The organism is Streptomyces sp. NPDC051286 (genome assembly GCF_044455345.1).
In the GTDB taxonomy this organism is placed as follows: Bacteria; Actinomycetota; Actinomycetes; order Streptomycetales; family Streptomycetaceae; genus Streptomyces.
The window spans coordinates 66,807-86,155 of the sequence record NZ_JBITER010000005.1 but is presented as its reverse complement, the minus strand read 5'-3'; the positions used below and the strand labels follow the sequence as shown (position 1 = coordinate 86,155).

Genomic DNA, 19,349 nt, shown 5'->3' with positions numbered 1-19,349 from the left:
ATTCCCGCGCTCCTGTCCCGTTCGCCGGGCGGTTTCGGTTTCGGTCTGACCGGGAGCGCATCGCTTCTTCCGGAGGACTCTTCCATGACCGATCTGGTCATCCGCGCGCTCACCGAGAGCGACGCACAGCTTTTCCACACCCTTCCCGACCGCGGTCTCGTCGGCCGCGCCGCCTTCGGGCACAGCTATGCCACCGTGCGCGAGGGTGGTGAGTACCGCCCCGAGTGGACCTGGATCGCCGAGCGCGACGGTGTCGTGGTGGCCAGGGCCGCCTGGTGGTCGGGGCCCGAGGACACCGCACCCGTGACGCTCAACTGGTTCGACTTCGCCGACGGCGAGGACGAGGCGGGCACCGAACTGCTGCGGCGGTCACCGCTGTACGCCGAGTACGAGCTGATCCTGCCCGCCGGCTGGCGGGATCGGCCCGATGTCGTGGCCGCCGCCGAGGCCAGGATCGCCGCCGCCCGTGCGGCCGGGATGAAGCCGCTGGTCGAGCGGTACCGGTACGAGTGGACGCCGGAGTGCGGGCTGCCCGAGCGGCCCGGCCGGCTCACCTTCCGGCCGGAGCCGGACGACGCGGTGATCCTCGACGTGCTGCGCCGGGTCCACTCCGTCACGCTGGACGCGCACGCCCGCCGGGCCATCGAGGGACCCGGCGGACTGGAGCAGGCGGCGCAGGAGGAGCTCGACTTCTTCCACTGGTGCCCCTCGCCGCGCTCCTGGTGGCAGCTGGCGTACACGCCCGAGGGCGAGGTGGCCGGACTCCATGTGCCCGCCCGTAACCCGGGCGGGCCGTGCATCGGCTTCATCGGGGTCGTACCCGAGCAGCGGGGCCACGGCTACGGGTACGACCTGCTCGTCGAGTGCACGCACTTCCTGGCCGCCGAGGGCGCCGAGTTCATCGCGGGCGCCACCGATCAGGGCAATGCGCCGATGGCGGCCGCGTTCGCCCGGGCGGGCCATCCCATCAGTCAGGAACGCATCCATCTGGTGTGAGGTCCGGGGTGAGCTCCGCCAGCCAGTCCAGGCGGAGCTGCTGCTCGGCGGGGATGGTCGCATCCTCGCCGCGCGGCCCGACATTGAGCAGCAGATTGCCGCCCGCGGCCGCGGTCTCCGTGACCAGTGAGGTCAGCGCGGGGCGGCTGAGGAAGGCGTCGGGCGACGAGTTCCGGTTGTAGCCGAAGCTGTGGTCGATGCCCCGGGTGATCTCGTACGGGTCCGGGCCGGTGTAGCGGGCGAACTCGGGGGTGCGGAAGTCGTAGTACGGGGGCTTGCGCGGCACGAACCCCTCGCCCTGCGCGATCGTGCGGCGCTCCCATCGGTCGTACAGGGCCTTGGCGCCCGGCAGGTGCAGGGCGCGCCACATCGGTGCGTAGGGGAACAGCCGGTCGTTGACAACGCCGTGCGGGACGGTGAAGCGGAAGTACTCGATGAGCCGCTGGACGTCGGTGCGCGAGCCGGGCCAGGCGATGTCGTTCCACAGGATGTCGGGCCGGTAACGGCGTATCAGTTCGCGCATCTGGGCGTCGGCGTACGCGGGGTAGTCGCCGCGCGGCACGGCGCAGACGGTGTCCGCGCCGGTGCCGATGGGCCGGTCGTCGAAGGTCCAGTCGAGCCCGCCGGAGTAGTAGACCCCGAACCGCAGCCCTTCGGCGCGGACCGCTTCGGCGACCTCGCCGACCACGTCGCGGGTGGTGTGCCAGCCCGTGCGGTGCGGGTTGCGGACCTCGGAGGGCCAGAGGCAGAACCCGTCGTGGTGCTTGGTGACGAGAACGGCGTAACGGGCGCCGGCAGCGCGGAAGCTGCGGGCCCAGGCCGCCGGGTCCCAGCCGTCCAGACCGTCGTTGAAGTCGTTGCCGAAGTCGGTGTACGGCCGGGTGCCGTAGGTCGCCCGGTGGTGGGCGGAGACGGGGCTGCCGGGGAAGCGGAGCGCGTTCTCGTACCACTCGGCGTACGAGGTCCAGCCGAGCGGCGTCCGGCGGCCGGCGAGGGGCAGCTCGTCGGCGGGAACGTACGGCGGGGCCCAGCCCGGTACGGACGCGGGTGTCCAGTGCACAAAGATCCCCAGCTGGGCCTGGGACCACCATGAAGCAACCATGGCGCGAAGTATTGATCATTGAGGGGGCCGTTCGTAAGATCCGGGCGCCCCCGGCCTGATCCGAAAGAAAGGCCCTGCGGGTACCACCGAGCTGACGGCGAGCGGCCGATGACCGTGGAAGACACCCGCACGGAACCGCAGTCCCGGCTGGGCGGCGAAGGAGTCCCAGCCGGAGAGGCCCAGGCCGCCGGTGTCGGCTGCTCCTTCGGTCTGGACGGCGGAGGCGGAGGCTCCTCAGAGGAATCCCGGCAGGAACGTCGGCACGGTCACCTCGGCCTCCAGCAGCCGTACGAATGAGCAGAACCTGGCAGGGCAATGATCAGAACCAGACCTTAATCGCCAGTAACGGGCTCGATCCAGTGTCGTGGGCCGGTGATCCCGACTTCTGCCGACCATGGGGCCGGAACGAGGAGACGAGGAGCGACGCATGCTGTTCGAGGTATGGGCACCGGAGGCGGATTCGGTCGGTCTGCGGCTGGCGGGTGAGCTGCGGCCGATGGAGCGCGACCCGGCACGGACGGGCTGGTGGACGGCCGAGGCGGACGCCGCGGACGGGGACCGGTACGGCTTCGTCCTCGACGACGGCCCCGTGCTGCCCGATCCGCGCTCGCGCCGCCAGCCGGACGGCCCGGACGGCGAGAGCGCCGTCGTCGACCAGGAGGCGTACGCCTGGCGCGCCGAGTGGGCGGGCAGGGGACTGCCGGGCGCCGTCCTGTACGAGCTGCACATCGGCACGTATACCAAGGAGGGCACCTTCGACGCCGCCGCGGCGCGGCTGCCGCACCTCGCCGAGCTGGGCGTCACCCATGTGTCGCTGATGCCCGTCTGCCCGTTCCCCGGCCGGCACGGGTGGGGTTACGAAGGGGTGTCGCTGTGGGCCGTGCACGAACCGTACGGCGGCCCCGACGGGCTGAAGCGCTTTGTCGACACGGCGCACGGGCTCGGTCTTGCGGTGGTCCTCGACGTGGTCCACAACCACCTGGGACCGTCCGGCAACCACCTGCCCGCCTTCGGCCCGTACTTCACCGAGACCCACCACACGCCGTGGGGCGCCGCGGTCAACCTCGACGCCGCGGGATCCGACGAGGTCCGCGCATATCTGCTGGGCAGCGCACTCGACTGGCTGCGCGACTACCGGCTCGACGGACTGCGCCTCGACGCGGTCCACGCCCTCGCCGACACCCGGGCGCTGACCTTCCTGGAGGAGTTGTCCGCGGCGGTCGACGCGCTCGCCGCGGAGCTCGGCCGTCCGCTGCCGCTGATCGCCGAGTCGGACCTCTGCGACCCGCGTACGACAACACCGCGCGCGGCGGGCGGCATCGGGCTGCACGCCCAGTGGAACGACGACTTCCACCACGCCCTGCACACGGCGCTGACCGGCGAGTCCCAGGGCTACTACGCCGATTTCGCCGCCGCCCCGCTGACCGCCCTCGCCAAGACCGTGACGAGTGCCTTCTTCCACAACGGCACGTACTCCGCCTTCCGCGGCCGCACCCACGGCCGCCCCGTCGACATCGCCAGCACCCCGGCCACCCGATTCGTCGGCTATGCGCAGACCCATGACCAGATCGGCAACCGGGCATTCGGCGACCGGCTCTCCGCCTCCCTCTCCCCCGGGCTGCTGGCCTGCGCGGCGACGCTCGTGCTGACCGGCCCGTTCACCCCGATGCTGTTCATGGGCGAGGAGTGGGGCGCCCGTACCCCCTGGCAGTTCTTCACCGACCACACCGACCCGGCGCTCGCGGAAGCGGTACGCAGCGGCAGGCGCCGGGAGTTCGCGGCGCACGGCTGGGCGGCGGACGACATCCCGGACCCCCAGGACCCGGCCACTCGCGACCGCTCCTGTCTGGACTGGACCGAACCGGAACGCGAACCGCACGCCCGCATCCAGGCCTGGTACCGCGAACTGATCGCACTGCGCCGCACTCTGCCCGATCTGTCGGATCCGGATCTGGCCGCGGTGAAGACCGCCCATGACGAGCAGGCGCGCTGGCTCGCCTATCGCAGGGGCGATCTGCGGATCGCGGTCAACCTCGACGAGAAGCCGGCCACGATCCCGCTCGGCGGCGGACGGAACCGGAACAGCGGGGGCAGGGTGCTGGCCGCCTGGGAGCCGGTGGAGACGCCGGGCGCGGACGGGCTGCTGCATCTGCCGCCGGAGTCGTGCGTGGTGCTCGCCGACGACTGAGGGTCCGCGGAAGTGGTGCCGTACGACGTGCCGCACCACTTCCGCGACGGGAGGCGGGAGCCGGGGGCTGAACGCTCCTCCCGGCCCGGCTATTCGACGATCGCCAGCTCGCGCGCGGTGGTGTTGAGCCGGCGCCCGCCGTCCTCCGTGACGGTCACGATGTCCTCGATACGGACGCCGAACCGGCCCGGCAGATAGATGCCGGGCTCCACGGAGAAGCACATCCCGGGCACCAGCGGCTGCTCCTCGCCCTCGATCATGTACGGGGGCTCATGGGTGGTGACGCCGATGCCGTGGCCGGTGCGGTGGATGAAGCGCTCGCCGTAGCCGAACTCGGTGATGACGGCGCGGGCCGCCCGGTCGATCTCCTGGCAGGCGACCCCGGGCCGGACCGCGCGGCAGCCGGCCTCCTGCGCCTCCCGCACGATGTCGTGCACCCGCTGCTCCTCGGTGCTGGGTTCGCCGACGTGGACCGTGCGGGAGGTGTCGGAGCCGTAGCCGTGCTTGAGGCCGCCGAAGTCGAGCACCACCATGTCGCCGCGCTCGATGGTGCGCTCGCCCGCCTCGTGGTGCGGGTTGGCGCCGTTGGGCCCGGAGCCGACGACGGTGAAGTCGACCTGCGAGTGCCCGAACTGCTTGAGCAGCGCGGCGAGATCGGCGGCGACGTCGGTCTCCTTGCGGCCGGAGAAGCGGACCTTCAGGATCTCCTCGTACGTGGCGTCGGCTGCGGCCCCCGCTGCCGCGAGACGCTCCAGTTCGGCCGCGTCCTTGACCGCCCGCAGCATCGGCAGGGCCTCGGTGAGGGAGACGTACGAGGTGCCGGGGAGGAAATTCTGCAGACCGAGCAGGTGCATCGCCCAGGCGTTGTCGCTGACTCCGAACCGGCCGGCCGCGTCGAGCAGCGGGGCGGTCACGGCGTACGGGTCCTTGCCGTCGGTCCAGTCGCGCAGGGTCAGAGCCGGGGAGCCGACGGCCCGCTCGGCGTCCGGTGCCTCCAGAGTGGGGACGACGAGGACCGGGTCCTGGCCCGCCCTGAGTACGAGGAGGGTGAGGCGTTCGGTGTTCACGGGGTGGTAGCCGGTCAGGTGGACGAGGTCCGGGCCCGGCGCGACGAGTACACCCGCGAGCCCCGCCTCGGCGGCGGACTCGGCGGCCCGCTCCATCCTCGCCCGGTAGTCATCGGCGGTGAACGGCACGGGCTGGTCGGGGCTGGACATGCGGGACCTCCTGGCGATGCGACACGGCACACGACATCCTGCCCGGCGGCGACAGGCGGCGCGAGTGGGGGGTCAGGATGTCGGGCGCAGCCGTATGACGAGGTCGGCGCGGTCCCGGCCACGGTCGACGAGCCGGGCATTGGTTTCGTCGGACCCGGCCACCCAGCGCTCAGCGTACGGCCGGGGCTTGCCGAACCGCACATGACGGTCGACGAGCCTGCGGACCCGTACCTCCGGGTCGAGGTCCAGGAACCAGACCTCGTCGAGCAGCCCGCGCACCGGCGCCCAGGGGCCGTCGTCGTGGAGCAGGTAATTGCCCTCGGTGATGACGAGCGGGATGTGCGGGGGTACGGGAACGGCCCCGGCGATCGGCTCCTCCAGGGTGCGGTCGAAGGCCGGAGCGTAGACGGGCCCCTCCTCCCCGGGCGTGCGCAGGCGTCGCAGCAGGGCGGCGTACCCGGCGGCGTCGAACGTGTCGGGGGCGCCCTTGCGGCCGGCCCGGCCCAGCCGGTCCAGCTCGGCCCGGGCCAGGTGGAAGCCGTCCATCGGGACGAGGACGGCGAGCCCGGCCAGCGCGTCGACGAGCTGGGCGGCGAGGGTGGACTTCCCGGCTCCGGGCGGCCCCGCGATGCCGAGTATGCGGCGGTGGCCGGGGGCGGCGAGCCGGCGGGCGCGGGCCGACAGTTCGCCGAGGTCACTCAGGTGCATGCGGGCATTGTCCCGGCAGGGGAGGCGCACTCGATAGTGTTACGTATAACGCTCCCGTATGACCCAGCTCCGCACCCGCGAGGAACCGCCATGTCCCACATCGCCCTGGTCACTCTGGTCGTCCGCGACTACGACGAGGCCCTCTCCTTCTACACGAACGCGCTCGGCTTCGAACTCGTCGAGGACACCGACCGCGGGGACGGATCCCGCTGGGTCGTCGTCCGCCCGCGCGGCGCCGCAGCGGGTACGGGGCTGCTGCTGGCCCGCGCCAAGGACGAGGGCCAGAGGGCCTCCGTCGGCGCGCAGACCGGCGGCCGGGTCGGCTTCTTCCTGCACACCGAGGACTTCGCGGCCGACCACGCACGGATGCTGGCGGCCGGAGTGCGCTTCCTGGAGGAGCCGCGCCACGAACCGTACGGCTCGGTCGCGGTCTTCGAGGACCTGTACGGCAACCGCTGGGACCTGCTCCAGCCCGCGTGAACCGCGGGCTTCCCGCCTCGCGGGAGCGTTGCCAGTGGCCACCTTCCGCGCATTCCACATGGTTGAGACATCAGCGAGAAACCGAAGTCCGTGAGAATGCCAGCAGGAGTGCGAGTGCGAACAGGGCAACCGCAACCAGCCACGCAGTCATGCTGCCGGAAGGGTAGAGGGCAACGGCCCACCAGGTGTGGGTTGTGTAGCCATCAGGGTTGTAGGCGCGGCCGAGGATGAGGTTGATGAGAAGGAACATCAGCCCGGCTGCCGCTGCCGTGGCTTCGTTGGCGAGGCGGCGGGTGAAAAGCGCGAGGGCGAGAACGAGAGTGACATTGCGGGCTATGCCCATCCCCACCACCAGTCCGGCCGCGTGCGCGAGGGCCGCAGTGAGAATGATGGCGCCCTGATCGAACCGGCGGACGGGTAGCACCGCTGTGGTCTCAGCTTCATGTAGTTGCCGTTCCAGGCAGTACATGACGGCGATGACGATCAGGACAGGGGTGAAGTAGGCGAGTTGGACACTTCCCATGCCGCTGGCCAGGCTCGGGACAGGGACCTCGCTCGCCCCCACCGTCCAGCACACCACGACGAGCAGAGCGAGCGCCGCAGGAGCAGCCCACCACTGGCGCACAGTGATCGCATAGCGGTTCATGAGAGGGCCTTATTGCAGTGGTTTTGGCTGGCGACTGTCTTGGTGAACCAGTCGGCCTGCTCTTCGGCGGGAAGCCGGCGGATCTTTTGGAGTGCCGCCCATTCCGTAGCGGGCAGCGCTGCCTGTACACCCTTTTCATCCAATCCGACCACCAGGGCAGCCCAGGCAGCGGCGGGAGATCCCGGCTGCCGGCAGTCGTCCACACCGGCGAACGCGGCTGTCCCGGTTACTGCCGATTCCGCCAGGTCTGCGGCGAACTGGGCGGCATCTTGGCCACCGCCGCGCGGAGGCAGCGACCAGTTCAACGGCCACGTGCCAGGCTTGAGCGGAACCTTCGCGGAGGTGACGCGCAACTCTTCCGGCACAGCTATTTCAGCATCCTTCAGCCGTTTGACCGGAGCCAGGGCGTCTCGCCGCAGTTGTTGGGCGTAAGGCTCGTACTCCGGCGGTACACACACCCTCGGCGCTTGACCGGTACAGGCCATGGCGACGCTCCGGGGGCTTGTGGGGTTCTGATATCCCCAGTCGATCACCAAAGCGCGGCCGGCAGTGAAGGTGACTGCCACCACGGCGAAGGCGACAGCCACCGCCCAGGCGCGTCGGCGCATCCGGGCCAGAACCCAGAACGCGAGGGCCAGGCCAGTAACAACACCCCACGGCACCAAATAAACAGCCGGGGTGAGCACATCGGTGACGGTCGACTGTCCGTCGATGAAGCCGCCCAGGTGACGCACCCAGGCGTTGGACATCGCATGCGGCATGGACAGCCACGCCCAGCAGCCGATTCCGGAAGCGGGTGCCGCGATACTCCTGGGCATGATGAGTCCGAGGGACCAGCCGATGACCAGCCAACCGAGGGAAAGCACGATCAGGTGCGCTGCAGCGAGCCACCCGGCCCCCTCGGGCAACACGCCCACCGCCTGGTAGGCCATGACGAGCGCCCCGGTGACGAGGACGAACAGCAGAATCAGGACCGGGGTAACAGCCCGCAAGAGCTGCCGTAGTGCGCTGCGTTGGCCGGTAGCGCTCAAAGCACCCAGCAGGCGGTGGCGGCCCGCCTCCCACGCGGCAGCTGCGGCCACTGCCGGAGCGATGACCGCGATGGCGTGGGCGGCCAGTTCACCAGACTCAACCCCGTACCTCGATGGTGCGGTGAAAGTGGCGTCGTCGATGTACAGACCTGCGTACAGCAAGATGGGAAGCAACAGCCACGGTGCGGCCGAGGCACGGAGATTTGCCCAGGTAATCATTCGGCCGCCTCCAGGAGCGACGCGTAGGCGCTCTCCAGGCGTCGGCCCGACGCGCAGTCCGGGGTGGCGTGACCGGCGAATTCCTTGACCGTACCCCTGAACCTCGGCTTCCCCGATTCAAGGACCACAACCTCGTCGAACGCCTCGTCGAGGTCGCCGATGTCGTGAGTGGAGACGATCACATGAACCTTGCCACGCAGCGAAATCAGCAAGTCGAGAAACCGACGCCGCTGATGCGGGTCGAGCCCGACGGTTGGCTCGTCAAGAAGCAGCAGTTCGGCATCATGGACCAGCGCCTGTGCAATAGCGATCCGCTGCTGCTGGCCACCGGACAGTGTCTTGATTTTGCTGTTGATCTTTTCGGTGAGGCCGACGCGTTCGATCGCCTCCGTCGCGGCGTGCCAGGCGTCACGCTCCCGCATGCCCTTGAGCCAGCCCACATAGGCCACATGCTCTCTGCACGTCAGCCCAGGGAGGAACCCGGGATGTTGCGGCAGCCAGGAAACCTTGCTTCGGTAGGCCCGCGTGTGTTTGCGATTGGCCGGATCAAGTTCCCCGTACTGGATGCGTCCCGAATGCGAAATCGAGGCGCTGGCACCGAGGGAGAGCAGAGTGCTCTTGCCCGCGCCATTGGGGCCGAGAAGGACGGTGTGGCCGGGTGAGAACGCCAGGTCCAGCCGGTCAAGGACCGGACGTGACCTGCGGCCGTAACGGAAGGTGCAGGACTGGTAGTGCAGAGGCATGAGGGTCTCTCGGAGCAGAAAAAGGACCCTCCCCCGAGTGCGCACGCGCTACGCGGGCGCACCCCTGGGGGAGAGGGAAGGCGCTTAGTACGTCACGGTCAGCTACTTGACCCAGACGTGCACGCCCACAAGGGCATCGTTAACAACGCGGCCGGGCCGGGTGTTCAGCGGTTCGCCCGGCCCTCCAGGTACGCGAGTACGGCGAGGACCCGCCGGTGCACCGTGCCGTCGTCCGGTTCCAGACCGAGCTTGGCGAAGATCGAGCCGATGTGCTTGCTCACCGCCCTCTCCGTGACGACGAGTTCGGCGGCGATGGTGCCGTTCGCCTTGCCCTGGGCCATCAGTTCCAGCACCTCGCGTTCGCGCGGGGTGAGACTCTGCAGCGGTTCGGCGGACGACCTGCGGGTCAGCAACTGGGTCACGACCTCCGGGTCGAGGGCCGTGCCGCCCGCCGCCACCCGGTCGAGGGCCTCCAGGAACTGGTCGACCCGGCCCACCCGGTCCTTGAGGAGGTAGCCGATGCCCTGGGCGCCCTGGGCGAGCAGCTCGGCGGCGTAGGTCTCCTCGACGTACTGGGACAGGACGAGGATCGGCAGCTCGGGCAGTTGCGCGCGGGCCGCGACGGCGGCGCGCAGGCCCTCGTCCCGGAACGTCGGCGGCAGCCGTACGTCGAGGACGGCGGCGTCCGGCCGGTGCTTCAGCAGGGCGGGAAGGATCTCGGGCCCGGTGGCCGCGTCGGCCACCACCTCATGGCCCGAACTGGTGAGCAGCAGGATCAGGCCCTCCCGCAGCAGGGCGTTGTCCTCGGCGATCACGATCCGCACGGCAGCTCCACTTCGATGTCCGTCGGCCCTCCGGTGGGGCTGCTGATGCGGGTGGTGCCGTCCAGTGCGGCGACCCGCCGCCTGATCCCCACCAGGCCGCTGCCGGCGCGTTCGTCCGCGCCGCCGTGTCCATCGTCCCCGATGACCACACGCAAGGTGTCGGGGCCCCGGCCGATCCGGACCGTGGCGGCTGTCGCGCCACTGTGCTTGCTGATGTTGGTGAGCGCCTCGGCGACCACGAAGTACGCGGCCGCCTCGATGGCGGCCGGGAGCCGCCGCCCGTCCTCGACACCGTCGAGGTCCGCCGTGACGGGTACGGCGACATCGGCGGCCAGCGCCCGTACCGCGCCCGCCAGTCCACGGTCCGTCAGCACGGGCGGATGGATGCCGCGGACCACGTGCCGCAGCTCCGCGAGGGCCGCCTCAGCGCCGTCCTGGGCCTCGTCGAGGCGGAGCCGGGCGGCGGCGGGGTCGCGGTCGAGGAGCTGCTTGGCGAGCCCGATGCGCATCGACAGGGCGACGATCCTGGCCTGGGCTCCGTCGTGCAGATCCCTTTCGATGCGGCGCAGTTCGGCGCCGTGCGCCTCGATGGCCCCGGCCCGGCTCTCCGTCAGCTGCGCGATCCGGTCGCCGAGTTCGGCGGAGTGCGACGAGGTCAGCAGCGAACGGGACCAGCTCGCCGCGAGGTCCGCGAGCACGGGGTGCCAGCGCAGTACCCAGCCCTGCCGCTCGGGAAGCGGTGTGCCGTACTCGTCGGCAGTGCGCCGGTCCAGGGCGTGGACGACGGTCAGTGCGGCCCCGTCCACGAAAAGACCGACCGGCCACAGGATCATGGCGAGATAGGCAAGTACGTTGCCGATGAGCGCCTGGGCCGGCAGCCAGAGCGCGTCGCGCCAGGTCGCGGGGTCGGTGAGGACTCGGCGGACCCGCTCGGACAGTTCCCCGCCGTCCAGCGGAAGATACTGCGCCGGGCTGAACGGCACCCCTAGTTGCGCGGCGGACCGGCGGCGCTCGAAATCCGCGAAGCGCCGCAGCAGTTTGGCGGCCTCCGGCAGGGCGGGCAGTCCGATGATCACGGCGGCGAACAACAGGACGGCGGCCACCAGGAACACGCACAGATAGGCGAGCAGTGCCACCGGGACGCCGATGAACAGATAGCGCGAGGCATCCCACGAACGCCGGATGGCGACCGTCAGCGGGGCGGGATCGGTGCTCATGTCAGATCACGTTACGGGGGGCCCGCCCGGCTGCGGAGTGGGGCCCGTCCCCGGCTCGTGGTGGAGCTGGCTGTACCCCCGTTCCGGGAGCGCGCACTCTCCTCCGCATCCCCGCTCGCTCCTAACGTTTATGCAGGTCAGGCGGTACGTCAGCAACAGCGGAGGTAACCAACGGTGGACACGGTCACGGCAGTGCGGGCGACTGCGCTGAGCCTGGAGTCGGTGAGCCGGCGCTACGGGCGGCGCGGCCTCGCCCGGGAGGTGGTGGCGCTCGACGCGGTGAGCTGCGCGGTCCCGGCCGGGAGCTTCACCGCGGTGGTCGGCCCTTCCGGGTCCGGCAAGAGCACGTTCCTGCAGTGCGCGGCGGGGCTGGACCGTCCCACCTCGGGAACGGTACGGATCGGTGGCACCGACCTGGGGTCGCTGAGCGAGGCGGCACTGACCCGGCTCCGCCGGGACCGGGTGGGCTTCGTCTTCCAGTCGCACGCACTGAACCTGGTGCCGTCGCTGTCCATCGAGGAGAACGTCGTTCTGCCGCTGGTGCTCGCCGGAGCGGATCCGGGCGATGCCGGGGTGCTGGCCCGGGGGCGGGATCTGCTGGCCCGCGTGGGTCTTACCGGGCGCGGGGCGGAAAGTCCGACCACGCTCTCGGGCGGCCAGCAGCAGCGGGTCGCGGTGGCCCGCGCGCTGGTGACCGAACCCGCGGTGATCTTCGCGGACGAGCCGACGGCGTCCCTGGACCCGGAGTCGGCGGCGCTGGTCCTCGGGCTGCTGCGGGACGCGGTCCGGATCGACGGCCGTACGGTCGTCATGGTCACCCATGATCCGGTGGCGGCGAGCTGGGCGGACACCGTACTGACGATGGACGGCGGGCGGCTGCGATGAGCACGAGGATCCGGAGGGCGGAGGCCGTGCGGGCGCGGTCCGGGGGGCGGCGCGCGTCGGCGTTTCTGGCCAGGCGCTCGCTGACGGCGCACCGGCGGGCCTGGGCCGCGGTGTTCGCGACGACGGCGGCCACGGCGGCGCTGATCGGTGCGTTCGCGCTGGTGCTCGGCTCGCTGCTGCTGGCGCGGCCGCCGGTTGCGCGGTACGCGGGCGCGGACGCGGTGGTGGCGGCCGACCAGAAGGTGTCGTACACGGCGAAGCCGTGGGGCAGTGAGCCGATGACGGTGACGGCGTATCTGTCGGAACGGGCCCGGCTGGACCGGGCCGTGGTGGCGAAGGCCGCGGCGGCCGACGGGGTGGCGAAAGCGGTCGCGGACGACTCGGTGCCGCTGACGCTGGGTGGTGGCGCCGGTGCGGTCGGCCGTTCCTGGCCGTCGGCGGTGCTCACCGGGTACGAGCTGACTTCCGGCCGGGCGCCGCGGAGTGCGGACGAGGTGGTCGTCGACCGGGCGCTGGCAGCCGCCGGGGCCGAGGTCGGCTCGACCGTGAAACTCCAGGTGGAAGGCGCCGCGCGCCCGTACACCGTCAGCGGTGTCGCGGACGCGGGCAGCCGGGGCGGCGGCACCCCCGCCGTCTTCTTCACCGAAGCGCGGCTGACCGCGCTGGCCGGGCACCCCGGCACGGTCGACGCGGTCGGGATCGTCGCGCGGGACGGCGTCTCCTCGGACGCGCTGCGGGACTCGTTGGGCGACGCGTTGCCCGACCGTACGGACACCGGGCGCGGCATCCGGGTCCTCACCGGCTCCGCACGCGGAGAGACCGAGCACCTGGACGCGCTGGGCGGCCGCGGTGATCTGCTGGCGCTGCTCGCCTCGATCGCGGGCACGGTCCTCATGGTGGCGTTGCTCGTTCTTGCCACGACCGTCTCCCAGGCGGTCCACCAGCGCTCCGGTGAGCTGGCGCTGCTGCGGGCGGTCGGCGCGACGCCGCGGCAGCTCAGGTCGGCGGTCGGCCGGGAGGTGAGCCGGGTGGCCGGTGCGGCGGTGGTGCTCGGCGGGGCCGGGGCCGTACCGCTGGGGCTGCTGATGCGGTCGCTGCTGACGACGGATCCGCTGCCGCTGCCCGCGCCGCTGTGGCTGCCGCTCGCGGCAGACGTGGCCGCCGCGGTGGTGGTCGCCGGGGCCGCGCGTCCGGTCTCGCTGCTCGCCGCCCGGTCGATCACCGGGATGCGGCCCGCCGCCGCGCTGAGTGCGGCGCGCGCCCCCGAGCCGGGTGAGCCGGGCCGGCTGCGGACCGGTGCGGGCGGGCTGCTGGCCGTGTCCGGGGTCGGCTCGGCGGTCGCGGCCATGGCGCAGGGCGGTCAGGCGGCCGCGGTGGCCGCGTCGGGTGCGGCGACGTCGCTGGTCATCGCGGTGGCGCTGCTCGGGCCGTGGATCGCACGGGCGGCGACGCGGGTGCTGGGTGCGCCGCTGCGACGTGCGGGCGGTGTCTCCGGGTTCCTGGCGGCGAAGTCGGCCGCCGCGCACAACCGGCGGCTGGGCGCGGCGATCACGCCGATCGTGCTGGTGGTCGCGTTCGTCTGCGTCCAGCTGACGGCGGGGGCGACGCTGGAACGGGCCGCCGACCGGCAGTCGGCGGCCGCGCTGCGGGCGGACCTGGTGGTGACGGCTCCGGCGGGGCTGCCCGGGGACGCGGCTGCCGTGGTGCGCGGGGCGCCGGGTGTGGCGGCTGCGACAGGTGTGCTGCGGTCGTCGGTCATGCTCGCGCACCACGAGATGGGCGATCCGAAGCTGGACCGCTACCCGGTGCTGGGTGTGACGGCGGACGAGCTGTCCGGCACGGTCGATCCGGGCGTCGCATCGGGTGACCTGGGCGCCCTGACGGGGCGCTCCACGGTCGCGGTCGGCAGGGACCGGGCGGACGAGCTCGGCGTCGGCGTCGGCGACCGCGTGCGGCTGCGGCTCGGTGACGGTACGCAGACGCGGCTGCGGGTGGTGGCGGTGTACGAACGGGCCCTGGGGCTCGGTGAGTTCATGCTGCCACGCGAGGCGCTGACCGGCCATGTGTCGGCGGCGCGCGATGCCCGGATCCTGGTCCGCTCAGAGGCCGGGTCGGCTGCGGTGTCGGTGCGCCGCGCGGTCGCCCCGTACGCCGGTGCGCAGGTCCGGGCCGCGACGGCGGACGACGTACGGATCGCGCCGTCGTCGTCTGAGGAGGACGACGCGCTGATCGTCATCGGGGTCGGGGTGATCGGCGGGTTCGCGCTGCTGGCGGTGGTGAGCACGCTGGCCCTGATCACGGTGGGCCGCCGCCGGGAGTTCCGCCTGCTGCGGCTGGTGGGTGCGGGGCGCAGGCAGGTGACGCGGATGCTGTTCCTGGAGACGGGGCTGGTGGCCGTGGCGGGCCTGACGATCGGCACGGCGGTGGCGGCGATCCCTCTGACGGCGTTCGCGGTGTCGGCGGCGGGGACGGTGCCGTACCTGGAGCCGGTGCGGTACGGGGTGCTGGCGGTGGCGGTGCTGGTGGCCGCGATGGCGGGCGTGGTGATCCCCGGGGCGTCCGGCGGCCGCGTCAGGAGGCGGTGAGGGTGCGGTGGGCGGCCCGGGGCCACTGTCTCCTCAAACGCCGGACGGGCTGAAGGATGTGTACAGCACCCGCCCCGCCGCCCCCCGCAACGCGTCGAGCACCGGACGGATCAGGGGATGGCCCTCCGCCCCCTGCCGTACCGCGGCGAACACCCGCCGGGTCGGTGCGCTGCCCTCCACCGGGCGTACCACCACCCCCGCGAGTTCCATCCCCCGCAGCGCCGACCTCGGCACCAGTGCCACCCCGGCCCCCGCTCCGGCGAGTGCCACCACCGCGCGGAAGTCGTCCGAGGAGTGCTCCAGTCTCGGCTGGAAACCGGCGAATTCGCAGGAGAGCACGACCACGTCGTGGCACGGGTTGCCCGGGTACGGGCCGATCCACGGGTCCTTCTCCAGGTCCGCGATGGCCACCTGGTCCTGGCCGGCCAGCCGGTGCCCCACCGGCAGCACGGCGTCGAACGGCTCCGAGTACAGCGGCACCCGGGTCAGCCGCCGGTCGTCCTCGCCGGGCGCGCCCCGGTATTCGACGGCGACCGCCACATCGACCTGCCGGTCGAGCACCATCGGCACGCTCGCGTCGCCCTCCGCGTCCTGGACCCGGACCCGGATGCCGGGCGCGGTCAGCGTCAGTTCGGCGATGGCGGGGGCGAGCACGAGCCCGATGCCGGTGGCGAACGCGGCGACCGTGACCGTACCGGCGTCTCCCGCCCCGTACGCGGCGAGCTCCGCCTCGGCCCGCTCCAGCTGGGCCAGCACCGCATTGGTGTGGGTCAGCAGGATCTCGCCGGCCGGTGTGAGCCGTGCGCCCCGGGCGCTGCGGTCGACCAGCCGGTGGCCGGTCTCCTGTTCCAGGGCGGCGAGCTGCTGGGAGACGGCGGACGGCGTCAGATAGAGCGCGGCGGCTGCCGCAGTCACGGTGCGGTGGTCGGCCACCGCACGGAGAATACGCAGCCGCCGTGCATCGATCATGTGATCCATTGTCCCAGGCCCCGAGGGGTGTAAGGGACCTGGGACCGCCCCGATCGTAGGACTACTCGCCGAGCGCGGCCCGCGCCTCGACGAACGCGTCCACCGCACGGTTCACGTCGTCCGTGGAGTGCGCGGCCGAGAGCTGGACGCGGATGCGCGCCGCGCCCTGCGGGACGACCGGGTAGGAGAACCCGATCACATACACGCCACGCTCCAGGAGCAGCTCCGCCATCCGGCCTGCCTTCGCCGCGTCCCCGATCATCACGGGGGCGATGGCGTGGTCGCCGGGCAGGATGTCGAAGCCTTCCTCGGTCATCCGGTTGCGGAAGAGCGCGGTGTTGGCTCCCAGCCGCTCGCGCAGGTCACCGGCGGACTCCAGCAGGTCGATGACCTTGAGCGAGGCCGCCGCGATGACCGGGGCGAGGGAGTTGGAGAAGAGGTACGGACGGGACCGCTGGCGCAGCAGTGCGACGATCTCGGCGCGGGCCGCGACGTAGCCGCCGGAGGCACCGCCGAGCGCCTTGCCGAGCGTGCCGGTGATGATGTCGACGCGGTCCATGACGTCGTGCAGTTCGGGCGTGCCGCGGCCGCCGGGGCCCACGAAGCCGACGGCGTGCGAGTCGTCGACCATGACCATGGCGTCGTACCGGTCGGCCAGGTCGCAGATCTCGCGGAGCGGGGCGACGTACCCGTCCATGGAGAACACGCCGTCGGTGACGATGAGCCGGCGCCGCGCCCCGGACGCCTCCTTGAGCTGCTGCTCCAGGTCGTCCATGTCGCGGTTGGCGTAGCGGAACCGCTTGGCCTTGGAGAGGCGGATGCCGTCGATGATGGAGGCGTGGTTGAGGGCGTCGGAGATGACCGCGTCCTCCGGGCCGAGGACGGTCTCGAAGACGCCGCCGTTGGCGTCGAAGCAGGAGGAGTAGAGGATCGTGTCCTCCTGGCCGAGGAACGACGAGAGCCGCTGCTCCAGCTCCTTGTGGACCTCCTGCGTGCCGCAGATGAAGCGGACCGAGGCCATCCCGTAGCCCCAGCGGTCCAGCGCCTCGTGGGCGGCGCTGATCACCTCGGGGTGGTCGGCGAGGCCCAGGTAGTTGTTGGCGCAGAAGTTGAGCACCTCACCGGGGCGGCCACCGGCGGTGACGGCGACGGACGCGGACTGCGGGGTGCCGATCACACGCTCGGGCTTGTGGAGCCCGGCGGCCTTGATCTCGTCGAGGGTCGTGCGCATGTCGTCGCGTACGGAGTCGAACATGAAGGGTGTCTCCTGGTGTGTACGGGCCGGTACGAGGTCGGTCAGACGGTCCAGTCGAGGATGACCTTGCCGCCGCGTCCGCTCGCCGCGTCGTCGAAGGCCGCCTCGAAGTCGCGGTAGCCGTACCGTCCGGTGATCACGGGCGCGAGGTCGAGGCCGCCCTCCAGCAGGACGGACATGGCGTACCAGGTCTCGTACATCTCGCGGCCGTAGATGCCCTTGATCGTGATCATCGAGGTGACGACGCGGGACCAGTCGACGGCGAACTCCTCGGACGGCAGTCCGAGCATGGCGATCCGTCCGCCGTGCGTCATGTTCGCGATCATGTCGCGCATGGCCTCGGGGCGGCCGGACATCTCCAGGCCGATGTCGAAGCCCTCGCGCAGGCCGAGGTGGCGCTGGCCGTCGGCGATGGTCTCCTCGGCGACGTTGAGGGCGAGGCTGACGCCGACCTTCCGGGCGAGGTCGAGCCGGGCCTCGCTGACGTCGGTGATGACGACGTTGCGGGCGCCCGCGTGCTTGGCGACGGCCGCGGCCATGATGCCGATCGGGCCGGCGCCGGTGATCAGGACGTCCTCGCCGACCAGCGGGAAGGACAGCGCGGTGTGCACGGCGTTGCCGAACGGGTCGAAGATCGCGGCGATGTCGAGGTCGACGGGGACCCGGTGCACCCACACGTTGGAGGCGGGCAGCGCGACGTACTCGGCGAACGCCCCGTCCCGGCCGACGCCGAGCCCGACGGTGGAGCGGCAGAGGTGGCGGCGTCCGGCCAGACAGTTGCGGCACTTCCCGCAGACCAGGTGGCCCTCGCCGCTGACCAGGTCGCCGACGGTGATGTCGACCACGTCGGCGCCGATCGCGGCGACCTCGCCGACGAACTCGTGGCCGAGGACGAGCGGCGTCTTCACGGCCTGCTGCGCCCAGCCGTCGTAGTTGCGGATGTGCAGGTCGGTTCCGCAGATGCCGGTGCGGAGGACCTTGATCAGAACGTCGGAGGGGCCGATCTCCGGCTCGGGAACGTCCATCAGCCAGAGTCCGGGCTCGGCCTTCTGCTTCACGAGTGCCTTCACGGCTGGAGCTCCCTGTACATGGTGCGAGGTGAACGCCCCGGGCCGGGGCAGCCTCGAAGGCAGCCTGCGGCCCGGGGAAGATGAGAGGGACGACATGGGGGGGCAGCACGCACGGTGACCGGCTGCCGCGCACCATCCTCCGCCGTCACGGAGAAATCTGCCGTACCCCGCGCCCCAGGTCCATCGAGGTTTTCTTAAGCGCAGCCGCAGCTCCGCTTCATGCCCGCCCCTGCGGAAGGGGCCGGCCGCCCTTCGGCACGGGCTACCGGCCCCCTGGGACCGCGCGTGCGATCAGTCACCGATCCCTGCGTCGGGGTGTCCCGGCCCGGCACCTCATGGGGCGCGAGGATCCGGTCGTCCCCCGGGTACGGCTTCGTCCATCCGGTGGCCGCGTACCACATACGCCTTGTCGGCCCAGCACTTGAGGCCAGCCCCGGTGAGCGCGTCGACGATGCCGTGGGTGCGGGCGGCGGTCAGGGCGTGGGTGGAGCCGGGCAGCGCGGGTGAGGCCCACAGCAGCCGCCCGAAGAGATCGGTGAGGACCTGGACGGCGGCCCCGGACGGGTGGGTGGAGGCGCCTATACCCCTCCGGCGAATGGATTACCGTGCCCGGGAAGCTGCCCGCCCGGCGGCACATACCGCAGCCGCCCGCTCTGGTCGGGCACCGGCGTGAACCCGGCGGCCTGCAACAGGGCGGCGTACTTTGCTCTGTAGCGCCGGTTGACGACGAGCCCAACGGGCACGAGGGCCATCAGCGCGGCCCAGATGATGCCGGCGATGACAACGGCGGTGGTGTCCGCGCCGAGCTCGAAGCCGAGGCCCACGGCCAACGGGGTGAAGCCGACACCTGCGAGTGCCATCAGCTGCTTCTCGGTGTACCTGGCAGCGAGGTCGAACTTGATGCGCGCCTTGAGAAGCTCGACCGCGTCGGACTCGAGGGGCGGCAGCGCGACCCCGTCACCGGCATTCGGGTACTGCGCCCGGTTTCGCGCGGCCCGCGCGCGGGCCTGCGGGCTGGGGTCGGGCACGATCAGCATCACGAACCCGTTGCCCTGCGGCCCACCGCCCTGCCGTACATCCGCGTACTCGTACCCGAACTGCTGGGCAAAGAAGGCGAGTTGGGCGAGCTTCTTCATGGACGCCATGGCGCTGGTGACCTGAACGGGCTCCCCGCTCGCCATCTGCCGCAGCATTTTCCCCACATGCCGCTTACT

The 19,349-nt window shown here is 71.6% G+C and carries 17 protein-coding genes and 2 pseudogenes; 6 read left to right on the top strand and 13 right to left on the bottom strand.

Features of this window, described 5'->3' with window-relative positions; all coding sequences use genetic code 11:
* The first annotated feature begins 84 nt into the window (after positions 1-84).
* Positions 85-996, top strand: a complete 912-nt coding sequence (locus tag ACIBB8_RS07595) for a GNAT family N-acetyltransferase (RefSeq protein WP_398949701.1) — start codon at positions 85-87, stop codon at positions 994-996.
* On the opposite strand, the gene ACIBB8_RS07590 is transcribed toward ACIBB8_RS07595, so the two are convergent.
* Positions 968-2,098 carry an alpha-L-fucosidase gene (locus ACIBB8_RS07590; protein ID WP_398949497.1) on the bottom strand — a complete coding sequence of 377 codons (1,131 nt, stop codon included), beginning with the start codon at positions 2,096-2,098 and terminating at the stop codon, positions 968-970. The genes ACIBB8_RS07595 and ACIBB8_RS07590 overlap by 29 nt on opposite strands.
* A 108-nt stretch (positions 2,099-2,206) precedes the next feature.
* Here ACIBB8_RS07590 and ACIBB8_RS07585 point away from each other — a divergent pair, with 108 nt between their 5' ends.
* Together ACIBB8_RS07585 and treZ are read left to right on the top strand one after the other, a co-directional pair.
* Positions 2,207-2,395: a hypothetical protein gene (locus ACIBB8_RS07585; protein WP_398949496.1), complete on the top strand. Its 189-nt coding sequence runs from the start codon at positions 2,207-2,209 to the stop codon at positions 2,393-2,395.
* Between the two features lie 130 nt (positions 2,396-2,525).
* Entirely contained in the window at positions 2,526-4,286 is a 1,761-nt protein-coding gene (treZ, locus tag ACIBB8_RS07580) for a malto-oligosyltrehalose trehalohydrolase (protein WP_398949495.1), read from the top strand.
* Positions 4,287-4,375: 89 nt separating this feature from the next.
* Here the strand turns inward: treZ and ACIBB8_RS07575 are convergent, their stop codons facing one another.
* Together ACIBB8_RS07575 and ACIBB8_RS07570 are read right to left on the bottom strand one after the other, a co-directional pair.
* A complete protein-coding gene (locus tag ACIBB8_RS07575) occupies positions 4,376-5,503 on the bottom strand; it encodes a M24 family metallopeptidase (protein ID WP_398949494.1) in 1,128 nt (375 codons plus the stop codon).
* Positions 5,504-5,575: 72 nt separating this feature from the next.
* Complete coding sequence (locus ACIBB8_RS07570; RefSeq protein ID WP_398949493.1) at positions 5,576-6,211, bottom strand: nucleoside/nucleotide kinase family protein; 636 nt, start codon at positions 6,209-6,211, stop codon at positions 5,576-5,578.
* Positions 6,212-6,301: 90 nt separating this feature from the next.
* Here ACIBB8_RS07570 and ACIBB8_RS07565 point away from each other — a divergent pair, with 90 nt between their 5' ends.
* Entirely contained in the window at positions 6,302-6,691 is a 390-nt protein-coding gene (locus ACIBB8_RS07565) for a VOC family protein (protein WP_398949492.1), read from the top strand.
* A gap of 70 nt (positions 6,692-6,761) precedes the next feature.
* On the opposite strand, the gene ACIBB8_RS07560 is transcribed toward ACIBB8_RS07565, so the two are convergent.
* The 5 genes from ACIBB8_RS07560 to ACIBB8_RS07540 all read right to left on the bottom strand — a co-directional run bounded on the left by ACIBB8_RS07560 (position 6,762) and on the right by ACIBB8_RS07540 (position 11,371).
* A complete protein-coding gene (locus ACIBB8_RS07560) occupies positions 6,762-7,337 on the bottom strand; it encodes a hypothetical protein (protein ID WP_398949491.1) in 576 nt (191 codons plus the stop codon).
* A complete protein-coding gene (locus ACIBB8_RS07555; protein WP_398949490.1) occupies positions 7,334-8,587 on the bottom strand; it encodes a hypothetical protein in 1,254 nt (417 codons plus the stop codon). Before ACIBB8_RS07555 ends, ACIBB8_RS07560 begins: the two co-directional genes overlap by 4 nt.
* Positions 8,584-9,330: an ABC transporter ATP-binding protein gene (locus tag ACIBB8_RS07550; RefSeq protein WP_398949489.1), complete on the bottom strand. Its 747-nt coding sequence runs from the start codon at positions 9,328-9,330 to the stop codon at positions 8,584-8,586. The genes ACIBB8_RS07555 and ACIBB8_RS07550 overlap by 4 nt, the downstream gene beginning before the upstream one ends.
* A gap of 164 nt (positions 9,331-9,494) precedes the next feature.
* Positions 9,495-10,154 (bottom strand): LuxR C-terminal-related transcriptional regulator, encoded by a 660-nt coding sequence (locus ACIBB8_RS07545; RefSeq protein ID WP_398949488.1) that lies wholly within the window; start codon positions 10,152-10,154, stop codon positions 9,495-9,497.
* Positions 10,142-11,371, bottom strand: coding sequence for a sensor histidine kinase (locus ACIBB8_RS07540; protein ID WP_398949487.1), 1,230 nt, complete (start codon positions 11,369-11,371; stop codon positions 10,142-10,144). The genes ACIBB8_RS07545 and ACIBB8_RS07540 overlap by 13 nt, the downstream gene beginning before the upstream one ends.
* Before the next feature lie 174 nt (positions 11,372-11,545).
* Here ACIBB8_RS07540 and ACIBB8_RS07535 point away from each other — a divergent pair, with 174 nt between their 5' ends.
* The gene (locus ACIBB8_RS07535; protein WP_398949486.1) at positions 11,546-12,256 is read left to right on the top strand and encodes an ABC transporter ATP-binding protein; all 711 of its coding nucleotides are present in this window, start codon (positions 11,546-11,548) and stop codon (positions 12,254-12,256) included.
* Positions 12,253-14,841: an FtsX-like permease family protein gene (locus ACIBB8_RS07530; protein ID WP_398949485.1), complete on the top strand. Its 2,589-nt coding sequence runs from the start codon at positions 12,253-12,255 to the stop codon at positions 14,839-14,841. Before ACIBB8_RS07535 ends, ACIBB8_RS07530 begins: the two co-directional genes overlap by 4 nt.
* A 33-nt stretch (positions 14,842-14,874) precedes the next feature.
* Here the strand turns inward: ACIBB8_RS07530 and ACIBB8_RS07525 are convergent, their stop codons facing one another.
* The 5 genes and pseudogenes from ACIBB8_RS07525 to ACIBB8_RS07505 form a co-directional block, all read right to left on the bottom strand.
* Positions 14,875-15,810, bottom strand: coding sequence for a LysR family transcriptional regulator (locus ACIBB8_RS07525; protein WP_398949484.1), 936 nt, complete (start codon positions 15,808-15,810; stop codon positions 14,875-14,877).
* A gap of 61 nt (positions 15,811-15,871) precedes the next feature.
* Positions 15,872-17,065 (bottom strand): glycine C-acetyltransferase, encoded by a 1,194-nt coding sequence (locus tag ACIBB8_RS07520; RefSeq protein ID WP_398949483.1) that lies wholly within the window; start codon positions 17,063-17,065, stop codon positions 15,872-15,874.
* Between the two features lie 41 nt (positions 17,066-17,106).
* Positions 17,107-18,135: an L-threonine 3-dehydrogenase gene (gene tdh / locus ACIBB8_RS07515; RefSeq protein ID WP_398949482.1), complete on the bottom strand. Its 1,029-nt coding sequence runs from the start codon at positions 18,133-18,135 to the stop codon at positions 17,107-17,109.
* A 399-nt stretch (positions 18,136-18,534) separates the two neighbouring features.
* Positions 18,535-18,693 (bottom strand): annotated as a pseudogene (locus ACIBB8_RS07510) (IS5/IS1182 family transposase); the annotation flags it as partial.
* Between the two features lie 35 nt (positions 18,694-18,728).
* Positions 18,729-19,328: pseudogene (locus tag ACIBB8_RS07505) on the bottom strand (hypothetical protein); the annotation flags it as partial.
* Positions 19,329-19,349: the final 21 nt, after the last annotated feature.